General features: G+C 65.9%; 14 protein-coding genes, 1 tRNA gene and 1 other RNA gene. 4 read left to right on the top strand and 12 right to left on the bottom strand.

Annotation, left to right across the window (positions count from 1 at the left end):
* Positions 1 to 14: 14 nt before the first annotated feature.
* Genes ASC68_RS10560 through ASC68_RS10575 form a run of 4 tightly spaced genes read right to left on the bottom strand, consistent with a single transcriptional unit; the run spans position 15 to position 2,636 of the window.
* Entirely contained in the window at positions 15 to 494 is a 480-nt protein-coding gene (locus ASC68_RS10560; protein ID WP_055878501.1) for a GNAT family N-acetyltransferase, read from the bottom strand.
* The gene (locus tag ASC68_RS10565; RefSeq protein ID WP_055878502.1) at positions 491 to 817 is read right to left on the bottom strand and encodes a MazG nucleotide pyrophosphohydrolase domain-containing protein; all 327 of its coding nucleotides are present in this window, start codon (positions 815 to 817) and stop codon (positions 491 to 493) included. The genes ASC68_RS10560 and ASC68_RS10565 overlap by 4 nt, the downstream gene beginning before the upstream one ends.
* Complete coding sequence (locus ASC68_RS10570) at positions 817 to 1,845, bottom strand: DUF4424 domain-containing protein (protein WP_055878504.1); 1,029 nt, start codon at positions 1,843 to 1,845, stop codon at positions 817 to 819. Before ASC68_RS10570 ends, ASC68_RS10565 begins: the two co-directional genes overlap by 1 nt.
* Entirely contained in the window at positions 1,842 to 2,636 is a 795-nt protein-coding gene (locus tag ASC68_RS10575; RefSeq protein WP_055878506.1) for a thymidylate synthase, read from the bottom strand. The genes ASC68_RS10570 and ASC68_RS10575 overlap by 4 nt, the downstream gene beginning before the upstream one ends.
* Before the next feature lie 49 nt (positions 2,637 to 2,685).
* On the opposite strand from ASC68_RS10575, the gene ssrA reads away from it, so the two are divergent.
* From ssrA to ASC68_RS10585, 3 genes are all read left to right on the top strand, one after another.
* Positions 2,686 to 3,039: a transfer-messenger RNA gene (gene ssrA / locus ASC68_RS28300) on the top strand.
* 130 nt (positions 3,040 to 3,169) lie between these two features.
* Positions 3,170 to 3,661 (top strand): SspB family protein, encoded by a 492-nt coding sequence (locus ASC68_RS10580; RefSeq protein WP_055878507.1) that lies wholly within the window; start codon positions 3,170 to 3,172, stop codon positions 3,659 to 3,661.
* Between the two features lie 7 nt (positions 3,662 to 3,668).
* The gene (locus ASC68_RS10585) at positions 3,669 to 3,875 is read left to right on the top strand and encodes a ribbon-helix-helix domain-containing protein (RefSeq protein WP_055878509.1); all 207 of its coding nucleotides are present in this window, start codon (positions 3,669 to 3,671) and stop codon (positions 3,873 to 3,875) included.
* On the opposite strand, the gene ASC68_RS10590 is transcribed toward ASC68_RS10585, so the two are convergent.
* From ASC68_RS10590 to ASC68_RS10625, 8 genes are all read right to left on the bottom strand, one after another.
* On the bottom strand, positions 3,872 to 7,495 hold the full coding sequence (locus ASC68_RS10590) for an AsmA family protein (RefSeq protein WP_055878511.1): 3,624 nt from the start codon (positions 7,493 to 7,495) through the stop codon (positions 3,872 to 3,874). The two genes, ASC68_RS10585 and ASC68_RS10590, sit on opposite strands and share 4 nt — an antisense overlap.
* Before the next feature lie 146 nt (positions 7,496 to 7,641).
* Positions 7,642 to 8,643: a CorA family divalent cation transporter gene (locus tag ASC68_RS10595; protein WP_055878514.1), complete on the bottom strand. Its 1,002-nt coding sequence runs from the start codon at positions 8,641 to 8,643 to the stop codon at positions 7,642 to 7,644.
* A gap of 10 nt (positions 8,644 to 8,653) precedes the next feature.
* Positions 8,654 to 11,500 carry a valine--tRNA ligase gene (locus ASC68_RS10600; RefSeq protein ID WP_055878515.1) on the bottom strand — a complete coding sequence of 949 codons (2,847 nt, stop codon included), beginning with the start codon at positions 11,498 to 11,500 and terminating at the stop codon, positions 8,654 to 8,656.
* A gap of 287 nt (positions 11,501 to 11,787) precedes the next feature.
* A complete protein-coding gene (locus tag ASC68_RS10605) occupies positions 11,788 to 12,450 on the bottom strand; it encodes a DUF2497 domain-containing protein (RefSeq protein ID WP_197421155.1) in 663 nt (220 codons plus the stop codon).
* A gap of 215 nt (positions 12,451 to 12,665) precedes the next feature.
* Positions 12,666 to 13,040 carry a hypothetical protein gene (locus ASC68_RS10610; protein WP_055878519.1) on the bottom strand — a complete coding sequence of 125 codons (375 nt, stop codon included), beginning with the start codon at positions 13,038 to 13,040 and terminating at the stop codon, positions 12,666 to 12,668.
* Between the two features lie 134 nt (positions 13,041 to 13,174).
* Entirely contained in the window at positions 13,175 to 14,548 is a 1,374-nt protein-coding gene (locus ASC68_RS10615; protein ID WP_082528061.1) for a TolC family outer membrane protein, read from the bottom strand.
* A gap of 156 nt (positions 14,549 to 14,704) precedes the next feature.
* On the bottom strand, positions 14,705 to 15,358 hold the full coding sequence (locus tag ASC68_RS10620; RefSeq protein ID WP_055878522.1) for a protein-L-isoaspartate O-methyltransferase: 654 nt from the start codon (positions 15,356 to 15,358) through the stop codon (positions 14,705 to 14,707).
* 166 nt (positions 15,359 to 15,524) lie between these two features.
* Positions 15,525 to 15,598 (bottom strand) — tRNA-Cys (locus ASC68_RS10625).
* A gap of 142 nt (positions 15,599 to 15,740) precedes the next feature.
* On the opposite strand from ASC68_RS10625, the gene ASC68_RS10630 reads away from it, so the two are divergent.
* Positions 15,741 to 18,095: a LuxR C-terminal-related transcriptional regulator gene (locus ASC68_RS10630; protein ID WP_248310523.1), complete on the top strand. Its 2,355-nt coding sequence runs from the start codon at positions 15,741 to 15,743 to the stop codon at positions 18,093 to 18,095.
* The last annotated feature ends 171 nt before the right edge of the window (positions 18,096 to 18,266 follow it).

The following is an 18,266-nucleotide window of genomic DNA, read 5'->3' on the forward strand; positions in this document are numbered from 1 at the left end:
CGCCACCGGGACGCTCATGGCGCACCGAGCCGCGCCAGCGCATCACCATCGACGCGAACCTTGGTCCACTCGTCCTGCATGACGCCACCCTGCGATTTGTAGAACTGGATCGATGGCTCGTTCCAGTCGAGCACCCACCACTCGAACCGGCCGAGCCCCTCGCGCACGCAGCGCTGCGCCAGATTGACCAGCAAGGCCTTGCCGACGCCCAGCCCGCGCGCCTCGGGGTCGACGAACAGATCCTCCAGCCAGATGCCGTGGCGTCCCTGGAAGGTCGAGTAGGTGTAGAACCAGAGCGTGAAGCCGACGGGTTTGCCCGCCCACTCGGCGATCTCGCAGAACACCTTGGGGTCGGCGCCGAACAGGTCGCGCAGGATGTCGGCCTCGGTGGCCCTGGCCTCATGCGACAGCTTTTCGTATTCGGCCAGCGCCGCGATGAAGCGGATGATCAGCGCGGCATCATCGGGCGCCGCGCTGCGGATCACGAGGCTCATCGGGCGGTGTCCAGACGCTTGAGATGGGCGAACCACTTGCGCTCGAGAGCGGCCTCGACGTCGATCTGGTTATGCCGGCAGAACAGCAGCACCTGGGCCAGGAGATCGGCCGCCTCGTCCTCCAGCGCCGTTCGGATGGCGGCTGCCGAGCGCTCGCCGACACGGCCACGGCCGGTACTGCGCAGATGCTCGGCGACCAGTTCCCCGGCCTCTTCCTGCAGCTTCAGCGCATACCAATCGGCATCGCGGCGGATGTCGCAGCGCTCGGCATAGACGGCGGAAACCTGCTCCACCCGCTCGGTCAGTTCGGTGATCGTCGCCATCAGCCGACGTTGGGTTCGGGGTTCTGCCGGTTGAGGATCAACACCTCGAGCTCCCGGTTGTAAGGCGGCCACCAGTCCTTGGCCTCCATCTCGAAGGTCGTCGGGCCGGTCTTCTTGACCTCGCCATCCCAGCAGAACGACACGAGGTTCTGCGGCAGCACCTTGTCGATGGTCAGGTGGAACTTGCCGACCGGACCCGCCCAGTTGGCGCCGGTCGACCAGATGTAGCTGACCCAGCTCTCGGTGAACGGCGCGCCATAGGGTTCGTCGGGGTTCGGCAGGGTCTTTTTGACGGTGTTGATGAAGCTGTCGTCGGTGCAGTACTTGCGCTTGTACTCGACCGCTGGATCATAGCCCTCGTAAGGCGGCGACAGGAAGGTCACGGCCACGGTGCCGCCGACGCTCGGCTTATACTGGTGCTCGACCGTCACGGTCTCGCCGGCCGGGAAATGCGCTTCCCAGCTATAGGTCGAGCGCAGCGTCCATACCGGCCAGTATTCGGTATGCATGCCCTGCCCCTGGTCGAACTCCATCGGGATCACCAGGGCGCGGTGCAGCAACTCTTGCTTGGTCGCCTCGTCGAGGGCATTGATCGCCTTCACCGTCGCATCGCCATAGGGCGTCAGCGGCAGGCCGAGGTCGGTGAGGTACTGCGTGTAGTCGATATTAGTGGCGAACACATACTGGTGCAGCTCGGCCGAAACCGGCTCGCCGTTCACCAGCGTCTCGAAGCCGAAGATGTTCTCGGGGTCCTCGGTGGGGATCGCCACCATGAAATCCCCGTCGCCGGTGATGTCGGGCATCGGGAAGGCCACCAGCGCGTCGGTATCCTCAGCCCCCTCGTTGCGGAACTCGTACTTCACCCGGACCTGCTCGGGCGAGACGTAGAGGTCCTCGCTCAGCATCTTCACATCGTCGGTCTGGACGAACACTAATCCGCCGGCGCCCAGCGTCGACATGGTGTCGTTGGCAAGCGTCGGCGCCGCGGCAAGGGCGGCGAGCATGCAGGCGATCGACAGGATCCTCATACGGCGATCTCGGCCTTGATGGAGGGGTGTGCATCATAGCCGGTGATCATGAAATCCTCGAACTCGAAATCGAAGATATCGCGCTTGTCGGGGTTGATGGTCAGCCGCGGCAGCGGCCGCGGATCGCGGCTGAGCTGCAGCCGGGCCTGGTCGAAATGGTTGTGGTAGAGGTGGAGATCGCCGAACGAATGGACGAACTCGCCGGGCTTCAGCCCGGTCACCTGCGCCATCATTTCAGTCAGCAATGCGTAGGACGCGATGTTGAACGGCACGCCCAGAAAAAGGTCGGCAGAGCGCTGATAGAGTTGGCAACTGAGCTTGCCGTCGGCGACGTAGAACTGGAACAGGCAGTGGCACGGCGGCAGCGCCATGTCGTCGACCTCAGCCGGGTTCCAGGCGGTGACGATATGGCGGCGCGAGTCGGGTTTGGTGGTGATCGACTTCACGACATTGGCGATTTGATCGATGGTGCCGCCGTCGCCATCCGGCCAGCTGCGCCACTGCGAGCCATAGACCGGCCCGAGATCGCCGTTCGCATCGGCCCATTCGTCCCAGATTTTGACGCCGCGCTCCTGCAGCCAGCGCACATTGGTCTCGCCGCGTAGGAACCAGAGCAGTTCGTAGACAATCGACTTGATGTGCAGCTTCTTGGTGGTCAGCAGCGGAAAACCCTTGCCGAGGTCGAAGCGCGTCTGCCGGCCGAACACCGAGCGAGTGCCGGTGCCGGTGCGATCGGGCCGATCGGTGCCGTTGTCGAGGACGTCGCGGAGAAGGTCTAGGTATTGGCGCATCCGTTCAGCTTACTGCGATTCGGAGGCGCTCCGACCGGCTTCCACAGGGCCGTTTGCATCACGCGCCCGTCGCGCCTATATAGGGCTTGCCGGCAACGGCTATGGCGATAAACGGCTAGCGTAATAAACCTATTGGACCCGGGGGCAGTGCCCGGCGTCTCCACCAGAACTCCCCGTCGTGGCGGGCTCATGGGGACGAAACAGGATCGACAAGGGCGTAAAGGTTAGACTTTTGCTCGGCATGGTACCACCGATATCGGGCCATCCTAATAGTTGCCAACGACAACTATGCTAAGGTTGCTATCGCTGCTTAATGCGGCGCCGGCACCTGAACTAGAAGTCCTCCGGGCCTAGCAGTCCGACAGGCGGGGTTCGCAGGCACCTGGCAACAGAAGCCTGCACTTCCCTCACTCCTCCGACATCCACATGAGCGTCCCGACGTCGCGGACCGCCGTTTCGGTTTTGCCTTGAATTGTGCGCCTCGCAGCGGTGATATGGACCCTTACGGGGATTCCCCCGCACGCAAGGACGATATGGCTGAAGACCTGATCCGCTACGATATTCTGGCCCAGGAAGCGCTGCGCGGCGTTGTGCGCAAGGTGCTGTCCGAAGTGGCGCGGACTGGCCTGCCCGGCGACCATCACTTTTTCATCTCCTTCGTCACCAAGGCGCCCGGAGTTCGGATGAGCCAGCGGCTGCTCGAGCAGTACGACAAGGAAATGACCATCGTGCTGCAGAACCAGTTCGGTGCGCTCAGGGTCAGCGAGACCGGCTTCGAGGTCGAACTCTCGTTCGACGGGCGGCCGGAACTGCTGGCGATCCCGTTCTCCGCCATCAAGGGTTTCTTCGATCCTTCGGTACAGTTCGGCCTGCAGTTCGATGTCGAGCGGGTGGCCGGTGAGGACGCCGAAATCGAGCCCGAGACGGCCGACGAACCGCATGCGGCGGCACCGGCGAAACCTGCCGCTGCTCCCGAAGCGCAGGGCGAAAAGGTCGTGAGCCTCGACAGCTTCCGCAAGAAGTAACGGCGCGGTGGAGAAGCGCTCGCTGACCATTGCCGGGCACCGCACCAGCATCGCCGTCGAAAGAGAATTCTGGGCCGGGCTCGAAGCGATGGCGCTGGCGGGCGGCAAATCAATTGCCGCAGTGATCGCCGAGATCGATCAGGAGCGCGAAGCGCCAAACCTCTCGTCGGCGGTGCGGCTCGCGGTGCTCGCCTGGTACCGCGACCGCGGTTAGTTCCCCAGCCCGATATCCATCGGTCGGTTGAACTCTTCGAGCGCCTTGCGCAGGTCTTCCTCGTCCTTTGCCTTTTTGGCCGCTTCCTCGTCGGCAGCCTTTTTGGCGGCAGCCTCCTCTGCCGCTTGTTGGGCCGCAGCCGCTTCGGCGGCCTTCCTCGTGGCGGCCTCGTCGGCAGCCCGGATAGCGGCAGCTTCGGCGGCGAGCCGAGCCTTCTCGGCTTCTTCGGCCTGGCGGCGCGCCTCGTCCTCTTCGCGCAGCTTTTCGAGCCGCGCCACTTCGGCCTCGTAAGCCTTGACCATGATGGCGTCGACCAGGCCCGAGACGTCGAAGGTCCGCTCGGGCGCCAGCAACGTGCCGCCGAGCCTCGCGGCGACTCGGGCCGAGCCGGTGGCAACCAGCGCTGCCGGCGTCACTGTCGTCGGCGCGATGGTGTAATCCCCGCCGAGCCCGAGATCGCTGAGGTGGAGCGAGCCGCTGCCGAACACCTGGCCACCCTCCCCTTCGATCGACAGGTTAGGGCTGCGCAGCACGCCGCCCGCGATATTGAAGCTGCCAGTCACCTGCGGGGCGAGGAATGGTCCATCATCGAGGCGATCCCCGATCAGCGCGCTCAGTTCTTCCGGCTGCATCTCGAGCACCTTTTCAGCGTTGGCCACCTGGCTCAGCGCCTGCGGATCGAGCCGCTCGATCTTCAGCCCGCTCACCGTGTAGGTCCCCTCACCGGTCAGCGCGCCGATGACGCCGGCGACGGAGCCGCCAGTGCCGTCGAACCGGCCAGAGGCATCGAGTGTGCCGCCGAGGGCGTCGGCGACCAGCGGCGGCGCGATGTCGTCGAGCGAGACCCCGATCAGCGAGATCCGTCCGGTGACCTGTTTGTCGGTCAGCGGCCCCGAGCAGCAGACCGCGAGCTCGAGGCCGACCGAGCCGGTGCCGAGCTTGCCGGTGAGCCCGCGAAACCGCGTGGTAGTGGCATCCCAATCGAGATCGAACGCGAGGTCCGTGACCAGCGGCTTGCCGGCTATCGCCAGCGCCGGAGCGGTGATGGAAACGCGCCCGGTGGTGGCGCGCGCGCCGTCGCCCGTGGCAAGCGGCCCATCCGGCCAGAGGCCGTTGCCGGAGAGCTGCGAGGCCGGCCCGGTGAGGGTTTGCAGCAGCCCGCCGATGTCCAGCCGTCCCGCGGCAATACTGCCGCTGACCGCCCGGGTGGCGCCACGGCTCGCCAGCTTCAGGTTGCCGGTGAAGCTCTCCGCGCCGGAGGTGCCGGTGATGTCGGAAAGCTGAACGTCGGAGAAGCCGGTGAAATCGACCCGCGCGGAAGCCGCTATCGCCGGCAGCGAGACGCCGCCCGCCCCCAGCCAGTCGGCAAAGGCGGTGGGATCACCAAGCGTCGCCTTGATAGTGCCTTTGCCGCTATAGGCCGCCGGATCGGTGACCACGAGATTGCCGGAAAAGCCAAGCGAGTCGCCGCCGCCTTCGACCAGCACGGTGGTTTCAAGGCTGTTGGCGATGTTGCCATCGATAACACCCACCAGGTGCACCGGCTCGCCCACGCCGAACAGGCTGACCTCTCCGAGACCCAGTTGCGCGGTCATGGCGGTCGAGTCGGCTGACTTCATATCGAGCCGAAGCTTGACCGGTCCTGATAGCGCACGCAGGAAACCGGCCTGCAATTCGGCGTCGGCGGCGACTTCGGCAGTGCCCAGGCGGCCGGAGATCGCAAGGCTTTGTGCTCCGTCACCGCTTGGCGCATCGAGGCGCAGTGCCAGGTCGGCGGGTAGCGACGGGGTGAGAAAACTCTCGATGGCCGGCGATGCGCCGATCGCCTTGTAGAAGCTCGCCAGCGCCGGGGCATCGGCGGAGGTCACCGTGAGCGTGCCTGAGCCGGAGAGTTCCGGTTTGGTGATCGAGCCGAAGGCGGTGAGCGAGGCCTTGAACCTGGCGCCCCCGAGATCGCCGGCGGAAATGTCGTCCACCACCAGCACGCCACCGTCCCACGAACCGCGAGCCGAGAGCGCCCGGCCGTTGAGTCCGCCCAGCGTCATGCTGTCGGCGACCAGCTCGAACTCGCCCTTTGGGAAGCTCGCCGGGAATGCCGCATCGGCACTGAGATCGGGCAGCAAGGCGAGCAGCGCGGCACTGCGCGCCGCGTCGAGCTGCCCCATATCGGCGGTGATGTGGAGGTCCGGCGTGGCGCCCAGCCCGAGCTGCGCCGAAAAGGACCGCGCCTCGCCGTCGAGTTCGACCCGCCCGTCACTGACCGACAGCGTCTCGCCGACCAGGTCGACCCTGGCTTCGATCGATCCCGGCATGCCGAACAGCGGGTTGCCGTCAGCCGGCTTCCGCCACAGCGTAGTCAGCGCGTCGAGCCGCTGCGACTGCAGCGACAACGTGCCGGAGAACTCCGGGCGGCCGGTCTCGGTGGTGACGTCGCCACTCAGCGATACGCGCGTGTCGCCCGGCAGGATTCCCGTCAGCCCGCGGACCGTCCAGCCGCCCGCATGGGCGGTCGCATCCAGCCGGACGTTGCGGAGAGAGAACGCCCGGAGGTTCACTTCGGACACATCGAGGCCGATGGTGCCCGGGATGCCGGGGGCAGCGGGGAGCGGCAGTTCGCGCAGCAGCCGGACCAGCTCATAGGGCTCGACCGCCTGCTCCGCCGTCGCGTCGCGCGGCGGCAGCGCCAGCAGGCCACCCGAAATCACCGCGTTGAAGGCCATGCCGCGCCCCAGCGTCACGTCGGCGGCGCCAAGCAGGCGCGTCGCGGCGCGGTTCTCGTCGGGGATCACCACATAGTCGGAGAGCAGCACCTTGCTGGGGCTGGCTTCGATCTTGCTGGTCATTACCAGGTCGCCCTGCCCTGCATCCTCGGCCCCCGCCTTGGCCGGCCTCGGCGGCGGCTGCCGGTAGGTCATGGTGCCGGTGAAGCCCGGCGTCAGCCCCGGGGTCAGGAAGCCCTCGGCAGCAAGAGTGAAGCGCTCGTCCGCCGGCCTCAGGGTCATGGCGAGCGACCCGCCGCCCTCGGCGTCGAGCTGACCGGTGGTGACGCGCAGCGCATAGACGGCGCCATCGACATTGCCGGTGCCCTGGAACGAGAACGGGCCGCGCAGCGCCTCGAGCTTCAGGTCGCCGGCGACGTTCGAGGCGATGTAGGTCTCGCCGGCCCGCGCGTCGTGCAGCTTGACGGTACCGCCGCTGACCACGGCGTTGGCGACGGAAATATTGCTGCTCACTGCCTTGGCGAGCGCGATGCCCGCATCCACCGAGCCATCGGCCGCAACGTCGATCGACACGGTTGGCCCATCGAGCTGCAGCTCAGTGACGTTGTAGCGATCGCGCAGGAAATCAATCAGCGAGAAATCCGCCTCGACCCGCTCGACCGTCAGGTTCGGCGCCTCAGGCGGCCCGGCGCTGACATTGGAGAAGGTCAGCTTCGGCTGCGGCAGCAGCGAAAACGACACATCGCCTTCGATGCGCACGGGCGTCCCCAGCACCTCCCCGGCGATGGCGGCGAGACGGTCGCGATACTGCCCCCAGGGAATGAAGCTGGGCACGACAAAGGCTGCGGCGAGCAGCAGGATCGCAATGACGCCGACGACGATGTAAAGCCGATTGAGCACGGGGGCCGGTGAATCCTTGCAAAAGTGCAGCAGAGTTTAGGCAATGGCTGCTGCCGCGTCACGCGCCGAACAGCAGGTCTCTGTCATTATCGCTGCGCTGAAGGCATCCGGTCAGGCCCGGGCGAAAGGTGAGTCCCCTTAGGGGTCTACATCCATTTCTTCTTGCGCATGAATAGGTAGATGGCGACCCCGAGCACGCAGAGGAAGCCGGTCACGATCCAGAACGCATAGGGGCTGTCGTGGAACGGGATGCCTTCGACGTTCATGCCGAGGATGCCGCTGATCACGGTAAGCGGCATCAGCACCACCGTCGCCGCTGCCAACAGCAGCATGGTCTGGTTCATCTGCTCGGCGCGGGTATCGAGCAACTGCTCGTGCACCAGCACGGCGCGCTCGGAAAGCGTCTGCATTTCGTCGCCGAGCCGGGCCGTGCGGGCCGCCGCCTCGCGCAGGCGGACCCGGTCGCGGGCAGTGAAGAAGCTGAGGTCTTCGATTTCGAGCGTCGTCAGCACGTCGCGCTGCGGCCAGATCAGGCGGCGCATGTTGATCAGCGTGCGGCGCAGATGCGCCAGCCGCGAGCGGGTGTCGCCGGCACGGTTCATCATCAGCATCTCCTCGATGCTGTCGAGGCTGTCGCCCATCCGCTCGATCAGCGGCTCGATCCGGTCGGCGGCGCGGAGCGCCAGACGGGCGACGAGGTCGGCAGGCGACACCGGCGCGTGGTGCGTCTGCTGCCATTGGGTGATGCCGAGGAACTCGACGATGTTGAGCTCGGAGGCGATGATGACCCGCCCCTTCTCGATCCACAGCGTCAGCAGCTGCCGGCCGACATCCTCAGGATCGGCGCCGGGCCGGGCAACGCGCAACACCACCAGCGCCCGATCATCGAGCACGGTGCAGCGGCTGCGGGTCGACGGCACGGTGATGAGGTCGGCGTTGAAATCGCCGAGCTCGCGCTTCAGCCAGACCTTGAACTCCGGCGCCCGCGAGTTGCCCGAGATCAGCGCAAAGCCCTTAGCCGGGGTGGCGAACGTCGCCTCCTCGGCCTCTTCGAGCTTGCGCACCCCGCCGCGGCCATCAAACTGGACGATAGTCATCCAGTCCTTGATCGGCTGGCGCTGGTTGCTGGCCGGCATTGTTTCGCCCATGGAGGCTCCGTTAGCTCAGGCGTGACAGAGCCTCGGTGAGGCGGGCACGGCGATCCTCCGCCTCGGCGCGGCGGCTGCGCTGTTCTTCGATCACCTCTTCGGCGGCCTTGGCAAGGAACTGCTCATTGCCCAGTTTCTTGTCGATCTTGTCGATCTCGACCGTCTCCTTGGCGATGTCCTTCTTCAGCCTACCGCGCTCAGCATCCAGATCGATGACACCGGCGAGCGGCAGCACGAAAGTGGCTTCGCCGAGGACCAACTGGGCGGAATCGCGCGGCACATCCGAGGTGTAGTCGACGCTCTCGAGCCGGGCGAGCCGGGTCAGTGCCGAGAGATTGGCCTCGACGCGGATGCCGGTCGTCTCCCCGGCCCCAACCACCAGCAGCTTCACCTTGGCGCCGGCCGGGACGTTCATTTCCTGGCGGACCGAGCGGATGCCGGAGATCAGCGACACCAGCCAATCGAGCTCGGCCTGCGCCTCGGGATCCTCGAGGCCGGCCAGTTCCGGCCATTCCGAAATGATCAGCAGCTTTTCGCGCGCCGGGCCGCTCTTGCCGGTCTCGGCCCACAGCTCCTCGGTGACGAAGGGCATGAATGGGTGCAGGAGCTTCAGGATCTGGTCGAGCGCGAAGGCCGCCGTCGCCTGGGTCTCGGCCTTGGCAGCCTCGTCCTCGCCGGTGAACACCGGCTTGGCCAGCTCGATGTACCAATCGCAGAAGGTGCCCCAGACGAAATCATAGGCCGCATTGGCGGCTTCGTTGAAGCGGTAGTCGTCGAGCGCGGCGGTGACGCTGGCCACGGCGCGGGCAGTCGAACCGACAATCCAGCGGTTGATGGCGAGGGCGTTCTTTTTCGGATCGAACCCTTCGACCCGGACGCAGCCGTTCATCTCGAGGAAGCGCGCGGCGTTCCAGAGCTTGGTGACGAAGTTGCGGTAACCCTCGACGCGGGAAATGGCGAGGCGCATGTCGCGGCCCTGCGCTGCCATGGCGGCCAGCGTAAAGCGGGTGGCGTCGGCGCCGTATTCGTCGACGAGGCTCAGGGGGTCGATGACGTTCCCCTTGGTCTTGCTCATCTTCTGGCCCTTCTCGTCGCGGACCAGCGCATGCATGTAAACGGTGTGGAACGGCTCGGTGCCGGTGAACTCCAGCCCCATCATCATCATGCGGGCGACCCAGAAGAAGATGATGTCGAAACCGGTGACCAGCACGCTGGTCGGGTAGTACTTCTTGAGCTCAGGCGTCTGGTTCGGCCAGCCCATGGTCGAGAACGGCCACAGCGCCGACGAGAACCAGGTATCGAGCACATCTTCGTCGCGATGCAGCGGCACCTTGCTGTCCGAGAGCTCGGCGAACGGATCGCGGTGCTTGCGCATGTTCCAGGTGTCGGCGTTCAGCCGGTCGCGCTGTGTGGTGTCGAAGCCGGTGACGGCCTTGGCATAGTCAGGCGCGGTGGCGCCGCCCTGATAGACCTCGATCTTGCGCGCGCCGTAGTAGGCCTGGGCGAGCTTGACCGCCTCGGCCTCGTTGTCGGCGACAAAGCACTTGAGGCCGGCATCGCGGTTGTTGAAATCCGGATCGGTGCTGAGCCGCGGGCCATACCAGGCCGGGATCTGATGGCCCCACCAGAGCTGGCGCGAAATGCACCAGGGTTTGATGTTCTCCATCCAGGCGTAATAGGTGTTTTCGTAGGCCTTGGGGACGAACTTGGTCCGCCCCTCCTTGACCGAAGCAAGCGCCGGCTCGGCCAGGATGTCGGCCTTGACGAACCACTGGTCGGTGAGGAACGGCTCGATGACGATCAGCTTCGACTTTTCGTCGTAGGGGACCATGATCTTCTTGTCGTCGACCCAGACGAGCACGCCCGAAGCCTCGAGCTCGGCAATGATCTTGGCGCGCGCGTCGAACCGGTCAAGCCCGCGATATGCCGCCGGCACGGTGTTGTTCAGCGTGGCCGTGGTGGTGAAGATGTTGATCGGCTTCAGGCCGTGGCGCTGGCCGACTTCGAAGTCGTTGAAATCATGCGCCGGGGTGATCTTCACCGCGCCCGAGCCGAGCTCGGGGTCGGCATACTCGTCGCCGATGATCGGGATGCGGCGGCCGACGAGCGGCAGGATGACGTGCTTGCCGATCAGGTGCTTGTAGCGCTCGTCCTCGGGATGCACGGCGACCGCCACGTCGCCGAGCATGGTCTCGGGACGGGTCGTGGCGACAGTGATGGTCTCCTCGCTCCCCTCGATCGGGTAGCGCAGGTGCCACATCTTGCCGTTGGTCTCGATGTTCTCGACTTCGAGATCGGAGATGGCGGTTTCGAGGCCGGGATGCCAGTTCACCAGGCGCTTGGCGCGATAGATCAGGCCCTTCTCGTAGAGCGTGACGAACACCTTGCGAACGGCCTCGGAAAGCCCCTCGTCCATGGTGAAGCGCTCGCGCGACCAGTCAGCGGAGGCGCCGAGGCGGCGCAGCTGGTTGAGGATGGTGCCGCCGGACTCGGCCTTCCACTCCCAGACGCGCTCGAGGAACTTCTCGCGGCCCATCTCGCGACGACCGGGCTGCTGGCGTTCGGCCAGCTGACGCTCGACGATCATCTGGGTGGCGATACCGGCGTGGTCGGTGCCCGGCTGCCACAGCACGTCCTTGCCGCGCATGCGCTCGAAGCGGATCAGGATATCCTGGATGGTGTTGTTGAGCGCGTGCCCGATATGCAGCGAGCCGGTGACATTGGGTGGCGGAATGACGATCGAGAAGCTCTCGGCGCCAGGCTTGGCCCCTGCCCCAGCCTTGAAGGTGCCGGCCTTGTCCCACTGCTCGTAGATGCGGGTCTCGACGGCGGCGGGGTCGTAAGTCTTCTCAAGCATCGGTGGTTTCCAACGGCAAACGGCCCGCGCGCACCAAAGCGCCGGCGGGCCCCAGAACTCAGTGGCTAGGTCTAAAGCAAAGGCGTGAGGGGGAAGTCAACACAAACGCATGTGGTGACGCTGTTCTGCCATGCAAGGGACGACTGAGAGAGACGGCCCCTCCCGGCCTCCCCCCTGAAGGGGGAGTTGAAGAGTCGGGGTTGTGGCTTGATCGAGCCCCGCTCACCGGCGGAGCACGCCCCCCTTCAAGGGGGAGGATGGGAGGGGCCGTCTGCTTCAGGTGCCGTCTATTTGCCGCCGCGCGAAACCCGGGCGATTTCCTTTTCGACCATCCGCTCGACCACCGAAGGCAGGTTCTCGTCCAGCCATTCCTTCAGCATCGGGCGCAGCATCTCGCGCATCATGTCTTCGATGGTGACGCCGCTGGTAACGGTCGACAACCCGGAGAGGCGGGCAAAGGTGCTCTTTACCGCCGATTGGGTGGTCGGCTCGAGCAACTCCTCGGCGAGATCAGCAGAAAGCGACGGATCCGGCATCGGCGCGGCGGCGGCAACCGAGGCGGCCGGCCGTGGCGCCGGGCGCTCGTAGACGGCAGCGGCGGCGCGTGGCGGCGGGGCGAACACCGGAGCCGGAGCGGGCTCTTCTTCCTGCTCGAAGGAGATGTCGTCGGGGTCGATCAGCGTCGCGTCCAGTTCCGGCGCCGGGGCGCTGCCGCCCAACAGTTCGGAGAAGCTGAGACCCGGCTTGGCGCCGTCCTCGGCTGCGGTGTCGCGCAGAATCTGCTCGGATGAAAGCGCCAACGGCTCGGGTTCGGGCTCGACGGGACGCGGGGCCGGCTGCGGTACGAAGCTGCGGGCCGGCGCAGGCGCCGGCATTACCGGCTTCTTGGGCGCCGCCCCGGCATCGTCATCGGCGATGATCTGCCGGATCGAGGACAGGATTTCGTCCATCGAGGGCTCTTTGGGCGCCGGCTTGTTCATAACTGCCTCACATTACCCGCCAGATACGCGGCCGCACTTTGGGCGGATTCGGCGACATGACCGAATCAACAGCATCCAATTTAGTGCAAGCAATGGCGCTTTGTGAATCGGCGGCACACCAGCCGTAGCGTCTTCCCCCAGGGATTTCCGGGGGAAGACAGTCGCGTAGCGCTTGACCCGGAGCGTCAGGCGAGCGCCGCCCGATTGCGGACGATGGTATAGACGAAGATACCCATGCCGATGATCGTGGCAATCGACGCTACCTGGGCCAGCCATTCGCCCTGCCCCGAGGTCGCCATGGCGACGCCGATGCCGATGGTCAGGGCGCCGAGCAACGCCACCCAGAAATGGACCAGCGCCAGCCGTGTCTGCGCGGCAGCCGGCACCAGTTTGTAGTAGACGCCATAGATCACCATAGTGACGAAGCCGATGAGGTTGTTGTGGGCATGGCCCGGCGACAGCGTGTGATCCTGCGTGATGGCCATCTGGATGCCCCACGCCATCCCCAACAGCGCCAGAACGGCGCCGACGGCGATGAACCAGAACGGTAGTGCTTTCATAGTTCCCCCAAATTGCGACCGCCCCTCGCGGTCGCATCAAAAAGGCCGCGATGCGGACTGCGCATCGCGGCCTGATTCTGAGGGTATGCCTCGGCCACATCCCGGTCCATGCGGACCAAGGGCGGCCGCGACTATCAGTCGTCGCTGAGGGCGCGGAGCTCGGCCCAGACATCCTCGACATTGGCGATATAGCCGTCGGCCGAGTGCATCGCGACCTTGAGGCCCAGCACTTCCGGCGACAGCTTGCCGGAGGCGGCGAGCAGCGAGAAGGCAGCGATCATCTTGGTCGAGCGCGCGGTGATCAGCGATTCACGGGCGGTGGTCAGTTCGGCCTGGGCGTTGAGCACGTCGAGCGTGGTCTTCTGGCCGACATCGCGCTCCTGGATGGTGCCATCGACGACCAGCTGGCTGGAGCCGACCGCGGCCTGCGCCGAGTCGATCTGCGAGGTGGAGTTCTGCAACGTCGACCAGGCGGAGATCACCGACTCCTTGATCTCGTCGCGGGCCGACAGCGCGTCGACCTCGCTCTGGATCTGCTGGATATTGGCCTTGCGCAGGCTCGCCGACAGCGCGCCGCCCGAATAGATCGGGATCGACAGCGACAGCTTGGCGGAACCGCCCAGCGCGCTGCTGGTCCCGCCGAGCTTGCTGGAATAGCTGGTGGTCGCATCGATCGCGCCGATCAGGCTGAGGGTCGGGCCGAACGAGGCACTGGCCGCATCCGATCCGGCCTGCGCCACGCGGATCGCCGCGCGGGCCGACAGCAGCGCCGGATGACGCTCCTGCGCCGAGGCGATGGCACCGTCGATCGAAGTGGGCAGCGACTTGCCGAAGTTGAAGTCGGAGCTGAGGTTCTTCGGCTTGTGGCCGACCCAGCGCTCGTAGCTCGCCTGGCTGGTCTGCAGCGAGGCGATGGCCGAGCGGTAGAGCGCCACCGCGGCAACCTGGCGGGTCTTGGCCTGCGACACGTCGATCTTGGTGCCTTCACCGAGGCGCAGGCGATCTTCCGAGGAGCTCACCTGGGCATCGAAGAACGCCATGTTGTCGGACCGCAGCTGCACCAGCTGGGTATCGCGGATCACCGCGTAATAGGCCTGCACCACCGCCAGCAGCACGTTCTGCTCGGCGTTGCGCAGCGCGTACTTCGCCACCTCGGTGCCGGCGCGGGCCTGCTCGATCTCGGCGTCGGTCTTGTAGTTGTCAAACAGCGTCTGGCTGTAATTGAGGCCGGTGGAGAAACTGGCCGCGGTGTTGAACTCCCCACCCTGCGGCTGCTCCCAGGAGCCGCCGATGCTGCTGGACAGGCCGAGCGAAGGCAGCTTGCCGGATTTCGCCAGCGCGATGTTCTCGGCAGTCGCCTTCACGTTCAGCAGCGCCGACATGATGTTGGGATTGTTCTGATACGCGCTCTCGAGCGCCGCCCTCAGACTCTCCGCATGCACCGTCGCCGGCAGCATGCTCAGTGAAACGGCAAGGGCGCCCGCCCGCATTGCCCCCAGGAAACGCATAGTCAAAACCTCCGACAGCCTTCCGACGTTACGTCGGGCACATGGGACGCACAACCTCGCAACTCAAGTGTTGCGAGGTTTTAACCTTGGAAATGTTTGGTCCCGTGATTAGCCGGCAACACTGCCGAACCGCGGGTCAGTTAGAAAACGACCGGTTCAGAACACGAAGGCCTCTACCCGCGGCACTTCAGCCAGCGGCGGCAGCGAGGTATTGAACTCGCTCCGGCCGGCAACCTCGCCGCCGGATTTGACGAAGATATGCGCGACTGCCGGGCCGCCATTGGCGATCAGCGCCACCAGACGCCCGCCCTCGCGCAAGAGGTGGAACAGCGGCGTCGGCTCTGCGGCGACCGCCCCCTCGACGACGATGACGTCGAAATGATCACGCGGCAGCCCTGCTCCATCGAAACTGCCGACGGCAATCTCGGCATTGGCCACATTGGCGGCCTCGAGGTTGACCGTGGCCTTGCCGGCGAGCGCCGCATCCATCTCGAGCCCGGTGACCGAGGCGCCCAGCAGCGCCAATACGGCCGTCGAGTAGCCGGTGCCGGCTCCGACATCGAGCACCCGATCGGTTGCGGCGATCTCGGCGAGTTGCAGCAGCTTGGCGAAAGGCGCAGGCGCCCCAAGATAACGGCCGCCGCCCAGGGCATGCGACACATCGGCATAGGCCAGCGCCTCACGATCGGCCGGCAGGAAGGCCTCACGCCGGACCGTACCCATGGCAGTGAGGATCCGATGGTCCATCACGCCGCTGGTGCGCAGCTGGTTATCGACCATCTTGAGGCGGGCATTCGTAAAATCGGCCATATCGGCTCCCTCGGGCTGGAGGCGTCAGGCAGGTGCATACGCCCCGCAGATGAATGCTTCAAGGATGCCGATCGGCAGCGCACAAGGTGCTCTGCCGGGGAATGTGGCAAACGCCCAGGCGAGCAGACGCGCGTTGGCGCTGGAATGGGGATGTCTGAGAGAAGGTTGGAGGCCACATCCGGAATCGAACCGGAATACACGGATTTGCAATCCGCTGCGTAACCACTCCGCCATGTGGCCTCACCGAGGCGGTTCATATGGCAGAGCAATTCTTGATGCAAGCTGAACGGGATCAATGATGACGGCATTTCTGAAGGAAGCGCCCGCATCGCTTGTGTCCGCCTTGGTTTTCCGGCCTTGTTCTCAGTAACAGGACCGCGCCTTGCCCTCGACACCCATGCCCAGTGCCCCGACGAGACCGCACATCGACCGCGCGCAGAAGCGCCGGGAGCTGCTCGCCGTCACCGAAACGGTGGTGCTGCTCGAGGCGCCGGCCGGCATGGGCAAATCCATCCTCTTAGCGCAACTGGCGGAGGAGTTGGGGACCAGCGTGCACCGCTCAGCCGCCGCACCAGTTGAAGCCAGCCTCCCGGTTACCGTGTGGGACATCCCGCCTGGCAGTTCGCCCGATCCCCTGCCCGAGGCCTTCGTCTCCGGCGACCGGCGGATCATCATCGCCAAGCGGCCGGAAACGGTGCTGCCGTCGCTCGATCGCGCCGCTGTCTACGGCCACGTCCGGCGCCTTGGTGTACCGGAACTGCTGATCGGCCGAGACGAGCTGCGGCAGGCGATGCCGGCGCGGCTTGCCGAGCGCGCCTTCCAGCAGTCGCGCGGCTGGCCGATCCTGCTTGGCCGGTCGAGCCCGGGGGAAGAGGAGCTGGCGCGCTTCCTCGCCAGCGAGCTGCTGGCGCCGATGAGTGCGGTCGAGCTTGCGGCTCTCGCGGCCTGGCTCGACGGCAGCCCCACCCCGATGGTGAGCTCGGCGTTGCTGGCGCTGCTCGATCCGGTTCGCCCGGCGCTGCGACATGCGCTTGCCGCGGAACTCGCCTCGCGGCGCGAGCATCCCGAACGGGCGGCCGAACTTGCGGCGGCCTATGCCGGACAGGGCTGGATGACGGATGCCATCACGACGTGGCAAGCGATCGGCCGCTTCGACGAGGCCTCCGCCGTCCACGCTGCCGGCGGTGGCCGGTTCTACCTCTACCGGCACGGGGCCGCGGCGTTTGATCGCGTGCTCGCCGGCTTTCCGTCCGACTATGCGCTCGGCAACGACACGCTGGTCATGAGCCTCGCGATGCAGGCGCTCAAGCATGGCGAGGTGGCTCGTGCCCGCCGGCTGCTGGCCGATCGCTTCGGCAGCGGCATCAACGACTTCCACAGCGTCTTCACGCACCGCGAGAAGTACAGCACCGACCTGCTCGCCTTCCGCGTCGTCATGCTGATCTACGAGGATTACCAGCTGACCGACGAGCTGTTTGAGCAGGTCTTCGACACCTTGGGCGACCTGCCGCTCGACGATCACATCGTGCGCGGCAGCTTCTACAACTCAGTGTTGGAATTCTACATCCGCGGCCGGCGCCTCGCGGCTGCCGAGGATGTCGCGCAGCGCGCCCTCTACCACTACGAGCAGGCCAAGGTGCCCATGCTCGCCTTTTACATCAGCCTGCACCAGGCGCTGGTGCGCCTGTTGATGGGCGATGCCAACAATGCCCGCCGGCACGCCGAGCAAGCGGCGCGCTACCTGCACGCTATCGCGTTCGACAGTCCGGGCGACGAGCGCCTCCTGGCGCTGCTCAACGCCTGCATCGCCTACGAAGGCGGTAAGCCCGAGCCGCTGGCCCGCTTCCTCAGCACGGAACTCGACGATTTCGTCCACGGCGAGATCTGGCCCAGCCTCATCGAGTTCGCGCTGCACTATGGCAGTCAGGCGCTGAGCGAGCACTTTTCCACTCTCGCGGCACGGAATTTCCTTGATCGCTGGCGGGTCTACCAGATCTCCAACCGGCAGTTCGGCCTGATGATCGAGCTGCGCGAGGCGGCGATCCTGCAGAATGCCAACCGCTGGCAGGAGGCGGCGGAGAAGATCGCGGCCCTCGCCACCCGCATCACGCGATCATGGGTTGCGGCCGCCGGCGAGGAACTCGAGCGCCTCAAGGACCGCGACGAGATCGTCCAGGCGATGATCTGGCTCCGGCACATCGTCTATGAGCAGCCGACCCGCCCGCATCTCGAGCGGCAGCTCGGTTACATTATCGGCAACCTGAACCTCACCGGACGCCAGCGGCTTTGTGCCGAAGTCTGGCTGGCCTTCGTCCACAAGCGACGGCGCAACCTGTCGCGGGCGCGGGCGCTGCTGCAGAAGGTGTTCGAGGAGGCGGCGCGGCTCGGCGCCATTGCCCCGTTGGCCGAGGAGCGGGTGTTCCTCAGCGAACTGGTGGAGCAGCAGCGTATCGGGGAATATCTCGAAATCTCCGCTCCGGTCCGCCAGGTGCTGCGGCGGCTGCGCGATGGCGGCCTGCCCAACTCGGCGCTGGGGGCACAGAACGGGCTCAGCCGGCGCGAGACCAAGGTGCTGATGATGATCTCCGAGGGATCATCCAACAAGTTCATCGCCAACGCGCTCGGGCTCAGCGAGGCGACCGTCAAATTTCACCTGTCCAACGCCTACCGTAAGCTCGGCTGCAAGCGTCGCCGCGAGGCGATCAGCGCGGCGCGTGCGCTTGGACTGGTCGGCTAGAACCTAGCCGATTTAGTCAAAAACCTAGCCTTCTTTGCGCCTTGAGCGGGGTGCCCGCATGTTGCGAAGCTTCCCCTATCGGGCTCGTGCGACCGCGAGGTGACAGCGAGCCCCGAGGGGCGCCGGCGCGGCCGGGCCGTCTCCGGTGCGTGGGGCTCAAGCGCCGGGTGG

It is taken from the genome of Devosia sp. Root105 (assembly GCF_001424865.1).
Lineage (GTDB): Bacteria > Pseudomonadota > Alphaproteobacteria > Rhizobiales > Devosiaceae > Devosia_A.